Here is a 15,828-nt window from a genome sequence, read left to right on the forward strand (position 1 = left end):
TCGGGTGTCCCACTCCCGGGCCCGGTAGCCGTTGCGCTGGTTCGTCCGCTCGCTGCTGCGCTCGCCATAGCCGGCCCCGCACTGCTGATCGGCCTGCGACGACATCAACGCGTTCGCCATCGTCGCGATCATCGTCTGCAACAGATCCGGCGACACACCCGCCGAGGCGAGCTCCTCGACAAGCTGGGCAGGGTCCACACTGTGTGGTGCGGCCATCGTGGTGGTCCTTCCTGGAGTTCCTTGGTCGGTACTCGAGAAAGATCACGCGGTGGCCGTCTCACGTCACGACGCCACGCCGCTCACCAGCGACGAACCCGTACACCACCTCCGCGGACGTAACCGGACTGTCCCGGACCTTCGACAGCCGCTCACCTGTGGCTACCAGGACAGCTACTCGGTCGGGCCAGGATTTTGGTTCCGATGGTCCAGGTTCGAATCCTGGCGGCGGAGCAACGTGTCGCGTCCCCGCCGGGGGCTGGAAGCGGGCTCGGCAGCTCCGGGTCAGAGACCGGCGAGGATGTCGAAGTCGGCGCCGTCGGCGGTCGCCAGGTACATGCTCTGCTCCGCGCGCGCCCCACCGAACAGCACCGGGCCGCGCGGGCCCTCGTAGCGGTAGCGCTCCGCGGTCGCCGACAGCCGCCGGACGTCGGCGGACCCGGTCCGGTTCACCAGCCCCGCCAGCATCCGCAGGCCCTCGTAGCAGGACTCACCGGGCCCGTTGAGCACCGGGGCGGCGGGCCCGAAGCGCCGCACGTAGCGGGCGCCGAAGTCGAGGCTCGCCGCGGTGGGCAGCGCCTCGAAGTAACCGGACGCGACGAACACGTCCCGGGAGGACTCGGTGCCGAGCACCCGCAGCGCGCTCTCGTCCATCAGCGTGGAGAACCGCGCGCACTGGTCCTCCAGGCCGTACCGGGCGAACTGCCGGTTGAACTCGACCAGGTCCTGGCCCACCAGGAACATCAGCACGCCGTCGCAGTCGCTGCGCTCGATCCGGCCCAGCACCGCGTCGAAGTCCAGCGTGCCGAGCCCCACGAACTCCCCGACGTCGACGCCGACGTCGTCGCGGTCGCGCAGGAACTCCCGGACCTGCGCGGTGGAGCGGCGCGGCCACACGTAGTCGTTGCCGACCACGAACCAGCGCCGCACGCCGATCTCGTCGGCCATCCAGGTCAGGGCCGGCCACAGCTGCAGCTCCGGGGTCTCGCCGATCGCGAACACCCCGGGCGTGGCCTCGCCGCCCTCGTACAGCGCGGTGTAGACGTACGGGACCCGTCCCCGGGTGCGCGGCGCGATCCGCTGGCGCACCGCCGAGAGGTGCCAGCCCACCACCGCGTCGACGTGCCCGCCGGACACCAGCCGGTCCACCTCGGCGGCCACCCGCTCCGGGGGCGCGCCCCCGTCGACGATCCGCAGGGTGACCGGCCGGGCGAGCACCCCGCCCTCCTCGGTGATCTCCTCGGCGGCGAGCCGGGCGCACAGCACGCAGGACGGCCCGTAGAGCGCCTCCGGACCCTGCAGCGGGACGACCACGGCCACCCGGAACGCCCCGGGAGCACGCGCCGTCACGGCCGTGCCGCCGGGCGTCGGGCCGACGGAGTGCGCATGGTCACGTGAACCCCACGTCCTCCTGCCGCATTCCCCCGATCGGTGCGCTCAGCTCTCGAGCGCGGCGTCCAGCGAGATCTCGACACCGGTGAGCGCCTTGGAGACCGGGCAGCCCTCCTTGGCGGCCTGCGCGGCCCGGGCGAAGCCGTCCGCGTCCAGCCCGGAGACCTCGCCGCGCACCGTCAGCGTGATGCCGGTGAGCTTGAACCCGCCGGCGTCCTTGTCCGGGCCCAGCGACACCTCCGCGGACACCTCCAGCGCGTCCGGGCTGCCACCCGCCTCGGCGACGTTGGCCGAGAGCTGCATCGCGAAGCAGGCCGAGTGGGCCGCGGCGATGAGCTCCTCGGGTGAGGTGTTGCCGCCGGGGTCGTCGGCCGAGCGCGTCGGGAAGCTGACCTGATAGGTGCCGATCTTCGAGCTGCTCAGCTCGACCTGCCCGGAACCCTGCTCGAGGGTGCCGTTCCAGGCGGTGCGGGCGCTGCGTGTGGGCATCGATCCTCCAGTGAGCGACGACGTAGGCCGTGGGACGAGATCGGTTGTGCACTACCGGAATGCCCGATCCTGCCCCGCGCCGGGTCTTCCCGGTGCCGCTGCGCACGAAACGACGCCGAAACGACACCGCGCCGCGGCGAGCGGTACCGCGGGGGCCCGCGCGTCCGCGACGGGCCGAGGCGGGCCCGACCGCGCCCCGTACGATGCCGTACCGGCGCGGGCGATCGGCGCACGTCGACCCGCCTCGTACGCCGAGTGCACGGGCCGCCCGCGCGGCCGCGGTGACCCCAGCAGGAGGACCGAACATGCCCGAGCCCCACCAGGGCGGCACCGGCGGACCCCCCGTCCCCGGTCACGGAGGGGTCGCCGCGGGCGTGGTGCTCGCCGCCGGCGCCGGCACCCGGATGCGCTCGGCGACGCCCAAGGTCCTGCACGACCTCGGCGGCCGCACGATGCTCGGCCACGCCCTGCACGCGGCCTCCGGCGTGCGCCCGGAGCACCTCGTGGCCGTGGTCGGGCACGAGCGCGAACGGGTCACCGAGGCCGTCGCCGGGATCGCCGGGGAACTGGGCCGCGAGGTGGCGACGGCGGTCCAGCACCAGCGGCTGGGCACCGGCGACGCCGTCCGCTGCGGGCTGTCGGCGCTGCCGGCGGAGCTGACCGGCACCGTGCTGGTCACCTACGGCGACGTCCCGCTGCTCGACACCGCGACGCTGGCCGCGCTGGTCGGCGAGCACGAGGCGGCCGGGGCCGCGGTCACCCTGCTCACCGGCGAGCCCGCCGACCCCACCGGCTACGGGCGGATCGTGCGCGACGAGGCCGACCCCGCCCGGCCGGTGACCGCGATCGTCGAGCACGCGGACGCGACCGCCGCGCAGCGCGCCATCACCGAGGTCAACTCCGGCGTCTACGCCTTCGACGCGGCGTTCCTGCGCACGGGCATCGGCGGGCTGGCCGCGCACAACGAGCAGCAGGAGCTCTACCTCACCGACCTGGTCGAGGCCGCCGTGCGCGCCGGACGCACGGTGCACGCGCTGCGCTGCGACGACGAGTGGCTGCTGCGCGGCATCAACGACCGGGTGCAGCTGGCCGAGCTGCGCGCCGAGCTCAACCGGCGGCTGCTGCGGCGCTGGATGCTCGACGGCGTCACCGTCGTCGACCCGGCCACGACCTGGGTGGACGTCCAGGTGGAGCTCGGGACCGACGTCGTGCTGCGCCCGGGCACGCAGCTGCACGGCGCCTGCACGGTCGGCGACGGCGCCGAGATCGGTCCGGACACCACGCTGACCGCCTGCGTCGTCGGGGCCGGCGCGAGCGTCGTGCGCACCCACGGTTCGGAGTCCGAGATCGGCGAGCGCGCCTCGGTCGGCCCGTTCGCCTACCTGCGCCCGAACGCGCGGCTGGGCGCGCAGGGCAAGATCGGCACCTTCGTCGAGGTGAAGAACGCCGAGATCGGCCCGGGCAGCAAGGTCCCGCACCTGACCTACGTCGGGGACGCGACGATCGGCGAGATGAGCAACATCGGTGCGTCCTCGGTGTTCGTGAACTACGACGGCGTCCGCAAGCAGCGCACCGTCGTCGGCTCGCACGTCCGCACCGGTTCGGACACCATGTTCATCGCCCCGGTCACCGTCGGCGACGGGGCCTACACCGGCGCCGGCACCGTGCTCCGCGAGGACGTCCCGCCGGGGGCGCTCGCGGTGTCGGGTGGGACACAGCGCACCATCGAGGGCTGGGTGCCCCGCAAGCGCCCGGGCACCCCGGCCGCCGAGGCGGCCGAACGGGCGGGCTCCGGTCCGTCCGGCAACGGCACCCGCAACACCGTCGACCCCGTCGACACCAGCGGCGCCGCCGACAGCGGCGGCTCCGACACCGGGAACACCAGAGACCTCAGCCGAGGAGGCACCGCACGGTGAGCGCGATCGCAGGCACGCCGAAGAAGAACATGATGCTCTTCTCGGGGAGGGCGCACCCGGAGCTGGCCGACCACGTGGCCAAGGAACTCGACGTCACGGTCACCCCGCAGTCCGCGTACTCCTTCGCGAACGGGGAGATCTTCTGCCGCTTCGAGGAGTCCGTCCGCGGCAGCGACGCGTTCGTGATCCAGGCGCACTCCGCGCCGATCAACGACGCCGTCATGGAGCAGCTGATCATGGTCGACGCGCTCAAACGCGGCTCGGCCAAGCGGATCACCGCGGTCATGCCGTTCTGGGGCTACGCCCGCCAGGACAAGAAGCACCGCGGCCGCGAGCCCATCTCGGCCCGCCTGATCGCCGACATGTTCAAGACCGCGGGCGCGGACCGGATCCTGACCGTGGACCTGCACACCTCGCAGATCCAGGGCTTCTTCGACGGCCCGGTGGACCACCTGTTCGCCCTGCCGGTGCTGGCCCAGCACATCAAGAACACCCGCCCGGACGAGAACTTCGCGGTCGTCTCCCCCGACTCGGGCCGCGTGCGGCTCGCCGAGCGCTGGGCGGACACCCTGGGTGGCACCCCGCTGGCGTTCATCCACAAGACCCGCGACCCGGACAAGCCGAACGAGGCCGTCGCGAACCGGGTGGTCGGTGACATCGAGGGCCGCTGCTGCGTCGTCATCGACGACATGATCGACACCGGTGGCACCGTGGCGAAGGCGGTCGACGTGCTGCTCAAGGAGGGCGCCGCGAAGGTGCTCGTCGCCGCGACCCACGGCGTGCTCTCCGGCCCCGCCACCGAGCGGCTGGCCAACTGCGGCGCCGACGAGGTGATCTTCACCGACTCGCTGCCGATCTCGTCGGAGAAGCGCTTCGACAAGATGACCGTGCTGCCGATCGCCCCGCTGCTGGCCGAGGCGATCCACCAGGTCTTCGAGGACGGCTCGGTGACCAGCCTGTTCGACGGCAACGCCTGACGGGCGTTCCTGCTGCGACTGGACTACCCGCCGAGGGACGCGTGACACTCGGTCTCGACCTGCCGGAACACTCGTCACGGCTTGTCGCCCGCGGTCACGCGCGCCCCGGCCCACCACTGCCCAGGACAGTCCGCACCGGACACGGAGCCCACCTCTCCTGCTGATCAGCCGCGCTCGCCACGAAGGCGGGCCCGGAACACGACGTTGTGAACGTCTACCCGGCCCTGGATCAGCGGGCCGACCCGTGAGCAATGTCCCCCCCGGCGAGCCCCGGGCTCGCACGAGCCGGAGCGGATCGTGGGCTACTCCATCGAGCTGGTCCTCAGCAGGGTCGCCGGTGATCATGTCGGCGAGGCCGCGGATCCTACGGTTGTGCCGCCGGGAGACAGCGAGCAAGGACGCACACGCATCCTCCAGCCGGTCGTGACGAGGTTGCCGGCTCGTTCGTGCCCGGTCGACGGCGGCGGCTACGTCCGGTCCTCCTGGGCGGGCGGGCCGGACCAGATCTCTGCAGCGCTGGAGCGCTTGCGCGCCTGGGTCTGAGCCCTGCGGCGCCGGACGAAGGCCTCCTGCTTGTTCACCGCACCGCAGGCAGCCATCGAGCACCAGACCCCGGAGCCGTTGCGCGAATAGTCGTGGAACGCGGTCCGGCAGCGCGGATCCCGGCACACCTTGAGTCGGGCCCAGACCTTCGGGCCCACCAGTACCGGCCCGGCCAGCACCGTCGCGAGCGCGCCGCGCACGCCCTGCGCGACCGGGGCCAGCCCGGGCGGCTCGGTGACGGCGACCTGCAGGGTCAGCTCGGGAATGACCGCGGCCAGCCGCTCCAGCGCTCTCGCGTCCTCCGGGCGGACCGCGTCGTTGTGCGGGGCCAGCCAGGCCCGCACGCCCTCGCGCACCGTGTGCGCCAGCGCCAGCTGGGGGCCGGTCACATCGGCGTCCTCGACAGCGGAACCGTGCGCCCGGCACCAGGCGACGAGGTCGGCAGGAGTGGCCAGGTGTTCCTCCCCGCCGCCATCGATACGGCCGAACCAGGTGTTGATCAAGTCCTGGGCCGGCACGAGCGCATCCGGCGCGGGCGGCGGGCGATGGGGGATGCTCACACCACCGACGTTACCGGCAAAGGACGTTGACAGGTAACACCTGTGACCGGCAATCTGTGTTCACCGGTCACGAACGTCGTGACCCCGCCACCGGGAGACCTGCGATGTTCCGTGGATTCGCCACCCTCAACCTCTACGCCGACGACGTGATCGCCGCCCGCACCTGGTACGCCGAGGTGTTCGGCGTCGAGGCCTACTACGCCTACCCGACCGAGAACCCGGCCTACGTCGAGTTCCGGATCGGCGACGACGCCGACGAGATCGGCGTGATCGACCGCCGCTATGCCCCGGCCGGCGGCACGGCGCCGGCCGGTGCGGTGATGCACTGGCATGTCGACGACCTGCCCGGCACACTCGCCCGGCTGATCGCGCTGGGGGCCGGCGAATATCAGCCGCTGACCGAGCACGGCGACGGTTCCGGATTCGCGACGGCGGCGGTCGTCGACCCGTTCGGCAACGTCCTGGGGATCATGCACAACCCGCACTGGCTGGCCCGGCACGAACCCGTGGCCGCCGGGGCGACGGCGTGACCGTCGTCGAGGTGGCCGACCCGCGGGAGTGGCGGGCCTGGCTGGACGCGCACTCCGGCACTGCCGACGAGGCATGGCTGGTGATTCCGCACGCCCGCTCCGGGCGGCCGGGACCCACCCATCGCGAGGCCGTCGAGGAAGCGCTGTGCGTCGGCTGGATCGACGGTCTCAGCCGCCGACACGACCCGACGTCCCGGCTGCAGCGGTTCACCCGGCGCCGACCGCGCAGCGCATGGAGCAGCGTGAACCGTGGGCTGGTGGACCAGCTCGTCGAGGACGGTCGGATGGGCCCCGGCGGGCTGGCCGCCGTCGCGACCGCGAAGGCGAACGGGATGTGGACGTTGCTGGCCGACGCCCAGGCCGGGACCGTACCCGACGACCTTCGAGCCGCCCTCGACGCCGACCCGGCCGCAGCCGCCGGCTGGGAGCGACTGACAGCGTCGGCCCGCCGGATGCGGCTGGAGGCACTGGCCCGGGCGACGCGGCCGGACACCCGGCAGCGGCGAATCGCCGCGGCGGTCGCCGCCGGCGGCCCGGACCCATCCGGGGTCAGAGCACCAGCTCCGAGTCGACCGGTGCGGGGTCCGCTGTCAGCGCTCTGACTGTTCATCACTCGATCGACGAGCGCCGCGCAGGACCAGTTCGGTAGCGGTCACCACGGCATCCGCCGGGACCCCGTCCGGATCGAGTGCGCGTCGGATGGCCAGCCCGTCCTCCAGTGCATGCACCACGAGAGCGGGGCAGGACGCCTCCGTGGCATCGATCCCCAACTCGTAGAACATCGCCGAGCTCGGCCCACTACGGATGCTCCACACAGCGGACAGCACCGAGATCCGATGAACCGCTCGACCCGCGGAACCGTGTTGCCAACCGCACGCTCCTGTGGAAGGACGACGGCATGGCAACCATCACGTACGAGGTCGGGCCGGGCGCCTACGGCATGGCGATCGACCCGGCGGGGCGGGCGTGGACCACGCTCGTCGAACGCGGTGAGCTGGCCCGTGTCGACACCGATGGAGCCCTCGACCGGTTCCCGCTCGAGGACCGGAACGCCCGGCCGATGGTGCTGGCGGCCGGCCCCGACGACGCGGTCTGGTTCAGCTGTGGCGACGGGAATCTGGGCCGGGTGGACACCACCGACACGATCTCGATGCGGTCGGTGGCCACCCCGCAGGACTCGCCGTACGGCCTCTGCACCGGCCCCGACGACGCGTTGTGGTTCACCCTGTTGTCCGCCGATCGCGTCGGGCGCCTGGTGCCCGACGGCACGGTGGAGGAGTTCCCGCTGGCGAAGGGCGCCATGCCCTCCCTGATCACCACCGGTCCCGACGGCGCGGTCTGGTTCACCCTCAACCAGGCCGACGCCCTGGGCCGGATCGACCCCGCCGGGCAGATCACGACCTACCCGCTGCCCACCACCGGTGCGGCGCCCGTCGGGATCCACGGCGGGCCGGACGCGGTGTGGTTCGCCGAGATCGGTGCCGGCCGAATCGGACGCATCGAACCGGACGGTCGGATCGAGGAGTTCCCGTTGCCCGACCCGGCCTGCCGCCCGCACGCCGTCGCGGCCACGGTCGACGGCGGGTGCTGGGCGACGTTGTGGGCCACCGGCTCGGTCGTCCGGCTCGACCGCGACGGCCGGATCTCGGCCCAGGAGACATTCGGGCACGGAGCCGAACCGCACGGCCTGGCGGTGGCCGCCGACGGCTCGGTCCGGGTGGCGCTGCAGTCCGGTCAGGTGGCGCACGTCGTCGCCGACTGATCCGAGGGCACGGCCGGCATTGCCCGACGGCAACGACGGCGGCTCGTCCCAGAAACACGATCGTCTGCCGACGCCCGTCCGCCGGCGGTGAACATCAGTGCGAAAGCGCCCACCCGGTCTCTAGCGTCCGCTGTCATGACAGAGGTGACGACACGCTCGGTCGAGTACCCGGCCGACGGCCTGACGATGGTGGGGCATCTCGCGCGGCCGGCCGGTGTCGGCCGCCGGCCCGCGGTCCTGGTCGGCCCCGAGGGGACGGGGCTCAACGACTTCCAACGCCGCCGGGCCGACGCGCTCGCCGAGCTGGGGTACGTGGCGCTGGCCTTCGACATCCACGGCGGGCGCTGGTTCAGCGACCCCGAGGAGATGCTGGCGCGCTGCATGCCGCTGCTCGCCGACCCCGACCGGATGCGGGACATCGGCCACGCGGCACTCGACGTGCTGCACGCCGAACCGCGCACCGACCCGGACCGGATCGCCGCCATCGGTTACGGCACCGGGGGCGCCATCGGGCTGGAACTCGGGCGCGCCGGCGTCGACCTGCGCGCGATCGGGACGATCAACGCCGTGACCACGGGCCGGCCGGGCGAGGCGGCTCGCATTCGCTGTCCGGTGTGGGCCGGGGTCGGGTCCGAGGACCCGATCATGTCGCCCGCACAACGGGACGCGTTCGCCGCCGAGATGCAGGCTGCGGGCGTCGACTGGCGCCTCGTGGTCTACGGCGGTGCCCTGCACGCCTTCCACCACCCACCCACCGATCCGGACGGCACGATCTCGGCCGACGGCACGTACGGCCAGGCTCTGGTTCCCGGCGTCGCCTACCACCCGCAGCACGCGCAACGGGCCTGGCGCGACGTCGTCGGCCTGCTCGCCGAGTGCCTGCCGGTGGCGCCGTGAGCGGGGTGCACACCGCACGACGGATCAGCGGGGAAGCACGAACGCCGGCTGCTCCCGTACGGTGACCTGGTGGTCGCACGCTCCGCGGTTCAGGTGGAGACGCGGCCGGAACCTGCGCTGCGGCCCTACGTCACCTCCTACGTCGGCTTCGAACTCCGCGGGTTCCCACCGGGCATCCACCTCGGCACGCCCGGCCGTTCGCTCACGGTCGTCGTCAGCCTGTCCGAGCCGCTCGACGTGGTCGCGCAGGACGGTGCCATGCCGCGCAGCGGCCGGTTCGGGGCGCTCGCCGGCGGCCTGACGTCGAGGTCGGTGGCGATCCGGCACGACGGCAACCAGCACGGCATCCGTCTCTCGTTGACCCCGCTCGGGGCGAGAGCGATCTTCGGGATGCCGTCGGCGGCACTGGCGCACGACCTGGTCGACCTCGATGACGTCCTCGGCCGGCCCGGCGCCGAACTCGTCGACCGGATGCGCAGCGCCGCGACCTGGCCGGAACGCTTCGGCACGCTCGATGCCGTCCTGACCCGCGTGGTGGCTCGGCAACCGAGCACCGGCACCCGAACCGGGGGTACCGGGCAGCCGATCCGGCCCGAGGTCGAGGAGGCCTGGCGCCGGCTCGTCGCCCACCGCGGCCGGGTGCGGATCGGGTCCCTGGCGGCCGATCTCGGGTGGAGTCGACGGCACCTCGGTGACAACTTCCGCACGGAGATCGGGCTCTCGCCGAAGGAGGTCGCCCGCATCCTGACCTTCGAGCACGCCCATGAGCTGGCGACCGCGACAAACCCTCGGTCGTGGACCGCCGTATCAGCCGCCGCCGGCTACGCCGACCAGGCACATCTCGTGCGAACCTGGCGCGAGTTCACCGGTCGTGCGCCCACGACCTGGCGTCGCGGCGAGGTGCTCCCGGCGTAGGAGCACCGGGGCCACGATCACCGCGGGCGGTGCTCCGTGCCGACGCCCGGGGTGATCGTCAGAATGCGGGCGGCCCCGTCGACGTCCACCGCGTGCCACACACCGGCCGGGTTCACGGTGGCCTCGCCGGGGCGCAGCACGACCTGCTCGGCGGGCCCCCCGACGTCACGCACCACGGTGACCGTGCCGCTGACGCACACGACGACCTCGTCTCCGGCCGGATGGCGCTCCCAGTGGTCACCCGGCCCTTCCTCATCGATCAGGACCACCATGCGGCCCTCGATGCCGTCCTCGGCGACGGCGTCGCCGTAGGCCTGGAGCACGGCGGGGTCGAAGGCGAACCCGTCGATCGGCCGAGCACGGGAACCGAGGCCGAGGTGCAGCGGCGTGGTCGACAGGTCGATGGCGTTGCGTTCGTCGTCGAGGAGCTTCATGCGCTGCAGCATCGCAAGGCCACTCCCGCGCGGCCTTGAACAAATGGGAGGCGCCGGGCGACGATCGGCACCCGGCTCGCGCCACCCGCCGGCGGCACCGGGTCACCCCGCCTCACACCGAGCGGCGACAGGCACCGTCCGCGCCGTTGCGGGCGGGGGCCTCAGGGTGTAGTGGAGCGGTCGCGTAGACTCCTCCCATCTCCGCGGCGAGGGCGGGTGCACGCTGACCCGCCGTGATCGACGTGGGCCGATCCCGGTCGGCTCCTCGCCGCGCGCCCTTCCGCAGCACGATCGACGAGGAGCACTCCCGTGGCCCAGACCCGCATTCCCGCCGAGACCCGGACCGAGTTCGGCAAGGGCGCCGCCCGCCGCACCCGCCGCGCCGGCAAGATCCCCGCCGTCCTCTACGGGCACGGCACCGACCCGGTGCACCTGTCGCTGCCGTCGCTCGAGTTCGCCGCCGTGGTCCGTGAGCAGGGCCGCAACGCCGTGCTCGAGCTCGACGTGGCCGGCAGCAGGCCGCAGCTGGCGCTGACCAAGACCGTCGTCGTGCACCCGCTGCGCCCCTACGTCGAGCACGTCGACCTGCTCGTGATCAAGCGGGGCGAGAAGGTCGAGGTCGAGCTCGACGTCGTCGTCACCGGCGACGCCGCCCCGGGCTCCCTGGTCACCCAGGACATGAACACCGTCGTCGTCGAGGCGGACGCGCTCAACATCCCGGAGAACATCGAGGTCTCCGTCGAGGACGCCGAGATCGGCACCCAGTACTTCGCCAAGGACCTGGTCCTGCCGAAGGGCGTCGAGCTGCGCACCGACGAGGAGTACCTGGTCGTGCAGGTCGTCCCGGCGCCGACCGAGGAGGACCTCGAGGCCGAGGTCGACACCGAGGGTGCCGGCGTCGTCGAGGAGCCCTCGGACGACGAGCAGGCCGCCGAGGCCTCGGAGCAGGCCGAGGCCTCCTCCGAGGAGTCCTCCGAAGGTTCCTCCGAGCAGTGAGTCCCGCGCCGGGCCCCGCTCTGGTGGTCGGGCTCGGCAACCCGGGCCCGGAGTACGCCGAGACCCGGCACAACGTCGGTACCCACGTCGCCGCGCTGCTGGCGTCGCGGGCCGGCGCGGGCCGGTTCTCGGTGCACAAGCGGACGAACTCCGACGTCGCCCAGGGCCGGCTCGCCGGCCGGCCGGTGACCGTGGCCGTCCCGCGGACGTACATGAACGTCTCGGGCGGCCCGGTCGCCGGGCTCGTGAAGTACTTCTCGGTCCCGCCGACCGAGGTGATCGTCGTCCACGACGAGCTGGATCTCGAGTTCGGCGTCGTCCGGCTCAAGCGCGGCGGCGGCGAGGGCGGGCACAACGGCCTGCGCTCGATCAGCCGCTCGCTGGGGACGAAGGACTACCTGCGGGTGCGGTTCGGGATCGGGCGCCCGCCGGGGCGCCAGGACCCGGCGGACTACGTGCTCAAGCGCTTCTCGGGCGCCGAGAAGCGCGAGCTCGACCTGGGGCTCGACCTGGCCGCCGACGCCGCCGAGGCGTTGCTGGCCGACGGGCTGGAGCCGGCGCAGAACCGGTTCCACCCGCTCTCCGGCTGAGCAGGGCACGCCCGGCGCCCAGCCCTCCCGGCCCGCGCGCCGTCCCGCGCCCGCCTCCCCGCCCCGGCTGTTCCGGCTCCCAGGGGCACCCTCGTAGCGCCATGTGCCCCGAGGGTGCCCCCGGGAGCAGGGCCGGAGGGCACGCGGGCCCGCTCAGCCCCGGGTGCTCAGCAGGTCGGCGGTCGCCGCGCGGCGCACCTTGCCCGACGGCGTCTTCGGCAGGCTGCCGGGCGCCAGCACCGCCACCTCGGCCGGGCGCACCCCGACCGCCGACACCACGCGCCGGATGACCTCGTCGCGCACCGCCTTCACCGCCTCGGCGTCGTCGACCGCCTTCGCCTCGACGGCGACGGCGAACGACTCCCGGTGCCGGCCCTGCCCGGCGGCGATCCGGACGGCGACGGTGTTCCCCGCGCGCACGCCGTCGGCCGCACCCGCCGCCCGCTCGATGTCGGTCGGGTAGATGTTGCGCCCGCCCATGATGATCACGTCCTTGGTGCGGCCGCAGACGACGACGGCACCGCCGGGGGTCAGGTACCCCTCGTCTCCGGTGTCGAACCAGCCCGCACCGTCCTGCGTGGACACCGGGCCCTCGACGGTCAGGTAACCGGGCGTCACCGCCTCCCCGCGCAGGTGCAGCGCACCGACCTCGCGCGGGCCCAGCTCCCGCCCGCCGGGGCCGACCACCCGCACCTCGATGCCCGGCAGCGGCGGTCCGAGCTCCGGGAACGCGCGGGCCGGGGCCGAACCCGCCGGCGTCGCCCGCCGGTGCGCCTCCAGGGACTCGGCGTCCACCCGATCCACCACCAGTCCGGTGTGGACGGGCGCGAAGGCGACGCCGAGCGCGGTCTCGGCCATCCCGTAGGCGCAGAGCACCGACTCCGGCCGCAGCCCGAACCGGGCTCCTGCCGTGGTGAAGGCCTCGACGGCGTCCGGGTCGACCGGCTCGGCGCCGTTCAGCGCGATCCGCAGCGAGGACAGGTCGAGCTCGCCGTCGTCGACCCGGGCCAGCTGGCGGGCCAGCACGGCGTAGGCGAAGTTCGGGGCGGCGGTGACCGTGCCGCCGTAACGCGAGATCAGCTCGGCCCACAGCCGGGGCCGGCCCAGGAAGTCGGCCGGGGTGACCGTGACCAGGTCCAGCCCGACCGTCATCGGCACGGTCAGGAACCCGACCATCCCCATGTCGTGGAACAGCGGCAGCCACGACACCATCCGGTCGGTGGCGACGTCCAGTTCGGACGCGGCGACCATCGCGGTGATGTTGGCGTGCAGGTTGGCGTGGGTGATCCGCACGGCCTTCGGCGTCGCGGTCGAGCCGCTGGTGAGCTGCAGCAGCGCCGTGTCGTGCTCGTCGGCCACCTCCGCCGACGCGGTGAACGCCTCCGCGTCGCCGGCCAGCGAGTCCAGGGTGCGGAACGGGATGCCCTGCTCGGTCAGGACCGGGGCGAGCGCGTCGAACGGCGGGCCGAGCAGCACCAGCGACGCGTCGATCATCTTCAGGGTGGCGACGGTGTCGGCCGCCCATTCCGCGAGGTCAGTGCGGGGGGTGGGCTGGTGCAGCATCGTCACGCTGCCCCCGCACAGCCACACCGCCTGTGCCACCGGCGCGATCGACGCCGGCTCACCGGCCAGCACGCCGATCGCCCCACCGAACGGGAGCGCCGGTTCGTCCGCCTCCCCGGGCCTGCGCAGCGCGTCCGCGGCCGCCCGGGCCTCGCGGTGCACCTCGGCCCAGGACCGCCGCACCGGCTCGTGCGGCTCGCCCGTCGTCATTCCGCGCAGATCCCGGTCGGGACCGGTCGCGGACTCCAGCAGGGTCGCCAGGAAGCGGGACATGGCCCCGACAGTAGCGACGAACCGTGCCCGCCCACCGCACCCGCACCCCCGACGGCCGGGGCCACGAGCGCTCCGAGGGGCACCCCCGGGGCACCCGGCGCCCCCCGGGGCACCCCCGCGGAACCGGCCCTCGGGCACCCAGCGCTTCCGGGGGCGCCCTCGAGGCACCCGGCGCCCCCAGGGGCACCCCCGCGGAACCGGCCCTCCCGGCGCCCAGTCCCCAGGGGCACCCTCGGGGCACCCAGCGCTCCCGGGGGCACCCTCGGGGCACCCGGGCGCGCTCCGGAGTGCCCCCGGAACGCTCGGCGAGCCCCGGGGTGTCCCCTCGCGAACCCGGCCCGGCGCGGCGGGGCGAGGAGGCGGCGGGGGCGGGCGCGCGGCGTAGCATCCGGTCCCATGGCAGGTCAGCAGAGCACCCCACCGCCCGCCGAGCTCGCCGAGGCCGTCGCGGCGGTGCTGCCCGGGGCGCGGACCGATCTGGAGACGCTGGTCCGCATCCCGAGCATCTGGGCCGACCCGGCGCACGCCGAGGACACCCGCCGCAGCGCCGAGGCCGTCGCCGGGCTGGCCCGCGACGCCGGTGCCGCCGAGGTCCGGACCATCGCCGCGGAGGGCGGCGCGCCCGCCGTCGTCGCGCACTGGCCCGCCCCCGAGGGCATGCCGACGGTCATGCTCTACGCCCACCACGACGTCCAGCCCACCGGCGGCGACGACCAGTGGAGCAGCCCGCCGTTCGAGCCGACCGAGCGGGACGGGCGGCTCTACGGCCGCGGCGCCGCCGACGACAAGGCCGGCGTCATGACCCACCTCGCGGTGCTGCGCGCCTACGGCGGCACGCCGCCGGTCGGGGTCGTGCTGTTCGTCGAGGGCGAGGAGGAGTCCGGCTCCCCCACCCTCACCGCGCTGCTGGAGCAGCACCGCGACCGGCTCGCCGCGGACGTCATCGTGATCGCCGACGCGGCCAACCCGGCCGTCGACGTCCCCGCGCTGACGACCAGCCTGCGCGGGCTGGTCGACGTCGTCGTCGACGTGTCGATGCTGGAGCGCCCGGCGCACTCCGGGGTCTACGGCGGCCCGGTCGGCGACGCGCTCACCGCGCTGTGCCGCACGCTGGCCACCCTGCACGACGACAAGGGCGACGTCGCCGTCCCCGGCCTGGTGCGCGGCAGCTCCGACGCGCCCGACCCGGACGAGGCGACCTACCGCAGCGATGCCGGCCTGCTCGACGGCGTCGAGTTCCTCGGCACCGGCAGCATCCCGGACCGGGTCAACCACGCCCCGGCCGTCGCGGTGCTCGGCCTCGACGCCCCGCGGGTCGCCGAGGCCGCGAACGTGCTGATCCCCCGGGCCCGGGCGATGGTCAGCATGCGGCTGGCCCCCGGCCAGGACGCGCTCGAGGCCCGGCAGGCCCTGACCGAGCACCTGGAGCGGAACGTGCCGTGGGGTGCGCACGTGTCGGTGACGCCCGGCAGCGGGGTCGCCGAGCCGTTCAGCCTCTCTTCCACCGGCGAGGTGTACGACCATGCGCGGGCGGCGTTCTCCTCCGCCTACGGCACCGCGGCGGTGGAGACCGGGATCGGCGGCTCGATCCCGTTCATCGCCGAGTTCGCGCGGTCGTTCCCGGGTGCGGCGGTGCTGGTGACCGGGGTCGGCGACCCGGCCAGCCGCTGGCACGGCATCGACGAGAGCCTGCACCTGGAGATGTTCGGCAAGGGCGTGCTCGCCGAGGCGCTGCTGCTGCACCGGCTGGCCGGCCGGGCCTGACGACCGGCCCG

17 protein-coding genes are annotated in these 15,828 nt (G+C 73.9%); 10 read left to right on the plus strand and 7 right to left on the minus strand.

Annotated elements, in window-relative coordinates:
- The 3 genes from BM093_RS26350 to BM093_RS26360 form a co-directional block, all read right to left on the minus strand.
- A partial coding sequence (locus tag BM093_RS26350; RefSeq protein ID WP_177238721.1) for a transposase occupies positions 1 to 216 on the minus strand: 216 nt, incomplete at its 3' end.
- A 285-nt stretch (positions 217 to 501) separates the two neighbouring features.
- Positions 502 to 1,566 carry a substrate-binding domain-containing protein gene (locus BM093_RS26355; protein ID WP_245773818.1) on the minus strand — a complete coding sequence of 355 codons (1,065 nt, stop codon included), beginning with the start codon at positions 1,564 to 1,566 and terminating at the stop codon, positions 502 to 504.
- 87 nt (positions 1,567 to 1,653) lie between these two features.
- Entirely contained in the window at positions 1,654 to 2,097 is a 444-nt protein-coding gene (locus BM093_RS26360) for an OsmC family protein (protein ID WP_093351600.1), read from the minus strand.
- Positions 2,098 to 2,402: 305 nt separating this feature from the next.
- Between BM093_RS26360 and glmU the strand changes: the two genes are divergently transcribed.
- Both glmU and BM093_RS26370 read left to right on the plus strand, forming a co-directional pair.
- Positions 2,403 to 4,013 carry a bifunctional UDP-N-acetylglucosamine diphosphorylase/glucosamine-1-phosphate N-acetyltransferase GlmU gene (gene glmU / locus BM093_RS26365; RefSeq protein ID WP_093351604.1) on the plus strand — a complete coding sequence of 537 codons (1,611 nt, stop codon included), beginning with the start codon at positions 2,403 to 2,405 and terminating at the stop codon, positions 4,011 to 4,013.
- Entirely contained in the window at positions 4,010 to 4,990 is a 981-nt protein-coding gene (locus BM093_RS26370; protein WP_093351609.1) for a ribose-phosphate diphosphokinase, read from the plus strand. The genes glmU and BM093_RS26370 overlap by 4 nt, the downstream gene beginning before the upstream one ends.
- A 467-nt stretch (positions 4,991 to 5,457) precedes the next feature.
- Here the strand turns inward: BM093_RS26370 and BM093_RS26375 are convergent, their stop codons facing one another.
- Positions 5,458 to 6,093, minus strand: coding sequence for a CGNR zinc finger domain-containing protein (locus tag BM093_RS26375; RefSeq protein ID WP_093351614.1), 636 nt, complete (start codon positions 6,091 to 6,093; stop codon positions 5,458 to 5,460).
- A gap of 104 nt (positions 6,094 to 6,197) precedes the next feature.
- Between BM093_RS26375 and BM093_RS26380 the strand changes: the two genes are divergently transcribed.
- On the plus strand, positions 6,198 to 6,623 hold the full coding sequence (locus BM093_RS26380) for a VOC family protein (RefSeq protein WP_093351618.1): 426 nt from the start codon (positions 6,198 to 6,200) through the stop codon (positions 6,621 to 6,623).
- The gene (locus BM093_RS26385) at positions 6,620 to 7,225 is read left to right on the plus strand and encodes a YdeI/OmpD-associated family protein (RefSeq protein ID WP_093351623.1); all 606 of its coding nucleotides are present in this window, start codon (positions 6,620 to 6,622) and stop codon (positions 7,223 to 7,225) included. The genes BM093_RS26380 and BM093_RS26385 overlap by 4 nt, the downstream gene beginning before the upstream one ends.
- Here the strand turns inward: BM093_RS26385 and BM093_RS26390 are convergent.
- The gene (locus BM093_RS26390) at positions 7,214 to 7,405 is read right to left on the minus strand and encodes a hypothetical protein (RefSeq protein ID WP_093351628.1); all 192 of its coding nucleotides are present in this window, start codon (positions 7,403 to 7,405) and stop codon (positions 7,214 to 7,216) included. The two genes, BM093_RS26385 and BM093_RS26390, sit on opposite strands and share 12 nt — an antisense overlap.
- Positions 7,406 to 7,521: 116 nt before the next feature.
- On the opposite strand from BM093_RS26390, the gene BM093_RS26395 reads away from it, so the two are divergent.
- The 3 genes from BM093_RS26395 (at position 7,522) to BM093_RS26405 (ending at position 10,197) form a co-directional block, all read left to right on the plus strand.
- Positions 7,522 to 8,385 carry a Vgb family protein gene (locus BM093_RS26395; protein WP_093351633.1) on the plus strand — a complete coding sequence of 288 codons (864 nt, stop codon included), beginning with the start codon at positions 7,522 to 7,524 and terminating at the stop codon, positions 8,383 to 8,385.
- A gap of 135 nt (positions 8,386 to 8,520) precedes the next feature.
- Positions 8,521 to 9,282, plus strand: coding sequence for a dienelactone hydrolase family protein (locus BM093_RS26400; RefSeq protein WP_093351638.1), 762 nt, complete (start codon positions 8,521 to 8,523; stop codon positions 9,280 to 9,282).
- Between the two features lie 69 nt (positions 9,283 to 9,351).
- On the plus strand, positions 9,352 to 10,197 hold the full coding sequence (locus BM093_RS26405) for an AraC family transcriptional regulator (protein ID WP_093351643.1): 846 nt from the start codon (positions 9,352 to 9,354) through the stop codon (positions 10,195 to 10,197).
- Positions 10,198 to 10,214: 17 nt separating this feature from the next.
- On the opposite strand, the gene BM093_RS26410 is transcribed toward BM093_RS26405, so the two are convergent.
- Complete coding sequence (locus BM093_RS26410) at positions 10,215 to 10,631, minus strand: cupin domain-containing protein (protein ID WP_093351826.1); 417 nt, start codon at positions 10,629 to 10,631, stop codon at positions 10,215 to 10,217.
- A gap of 309 nt (positions 10,632 to 10,940) precedes the next feature.
- On the opposite strand from BM093_RS26410, the gene BM093_RS26415 reads away from it, so the two are divergent.
- Both BM093_RS26415 and pth read left to right on the plus strand, forming a co-directional pair.
- Entirely contained in the window at positions 10,941 to 11,627 is a 687-nt protein-coding gene (locus BM093_RS26415; protein ID WP_093351648.1) for a 50S ribosomal protein L25/general stress protein Ctc, read from the plus strand.
- Positions 11,624 to 12,217 (plus strand): aminoacyl-tRNA hydrolase, encoded by a 594-nt coding sequence (pth, locus tag BM093_RS26420; protein ID WP_093351653.1) that lies wholly within the window; start codon positions 11,624 to 11,626, stop codon positions 12,215 to 12,217. The genes BM093_RS26415 and pth overlap by 4 nt, the downstream gene beginning before the upstream one ends.
- 153 nt (positions 12,218 to 12,370) lie before the next feature.
- Here pth and BM093_RS26425 read toward each other — a convergent pair whose 3' ends face one another.
- Positions 12,371 to 14,053 carry a fatty acyl-AMP ligase gene (locus BM093_RS26425; protein WP_093351658.1) on the minus strand — a complete coding sequence of 561 codons (1,683 nt, stop codon included), beginning with the start codon at positions 14,051 to 14,053 and terminating at the stop codon, positions 12,371 to 12,373.
- A 396-nt stretch (positions 14,054 to 14,449) separates the two neighbouring features.
- Between BM093_RS26425 and BM093_RS26430 the strand changes: the two genes are divergently transcribed.
- Positions 14,450 to 15,817, plus strand: a complete 1,368-nt coding sequence (locus tag BM093_RS26430; RefSeq protein WP_093351663.1) for a dipeptidase — start codon at positions 14,450 to 14,452, stop codon at positions 15,815 to 15,817.
- Positions 15,818 to 15,828: the final 11 nt, after the last annotated feature.

This window comes from Pseudonocardia ammonioxydans (genome assembly GCF_900115005.1).
Classification (GTDB): Bacteria; Actinomycetota; Actinomycetes; order Mycobacteriales; family Pseudonocardiaceae; genus Pseudonocardia; species Pseudonocardia ammonioxydans.

Excerpts from the sequence above, each read along its gene's own strand:
- BM093_RS26410 (WP_093351826.1), bottom strand. The coding sequence starts at position 10,631 with ATGAAGCTCCTCGACGACGAACGCAACGCCATCGACCTGTCGACCACG.
- BM093_RS26400 (WP_093351638.1), top strand. The coding sequence starts at position 8,521 with ATGACAGAGGTGACGACACGCTCGGTCGAGTACCCGGCCGACGGCCTG.
- BM093_RS26390 (WP_093351628.1), bottom strand. The coding sequence starts at position 7,405 with ATGTTCTACGAGTTGGGGATCGATGCCACGGAGGCGTCCTGCCCCGCT.
- BM093_RS26380 (WP_093351618.1), top strand. The coding sequence starts at position 6,198 with ATGTTCCGTGGATTCGCCACCCTCAACCTCTACGCCGACGACGTGATC.
- BM093_RS26425 (WP_093351658.1), bottom strand. The coding sequence starts at position 14,053 with ATGTCCCGCTTCCTGGCGACCCTGCTGGAGTCCGCGACCGGTCCCGAC.
- glmU (WP_093351604.1), top strand. The coding sequence starts at position 2,403 with ATGCCCGAGCCCCACCAGGGCGGCACCGGCGGACCCCCCGTCCCCGGT.
- BM093_RS26395 (WP_093351633.1), top strand. The coding sequence starts at position 7,522 with ATGGCAACCATCACGTACGAGGTCGGGCCGGGCGCCTACGGCATGGCG.
- BM093_RS26430 (WP_093351663.1), top strand. The coding sequence starts at position 14,450 with ATGGCAGGTCAGCAGAGCACCCCACCGCCCGCCGAGCTCGCCGAGGCC.
- BM093_RS26360 (WP_093351600.1), bottom strand. The coding sequence starts at position 2,097 with ATGCCCACACGCAGCGCCCGCACCGCCTGGAACGGCACCCTCGAGCAG.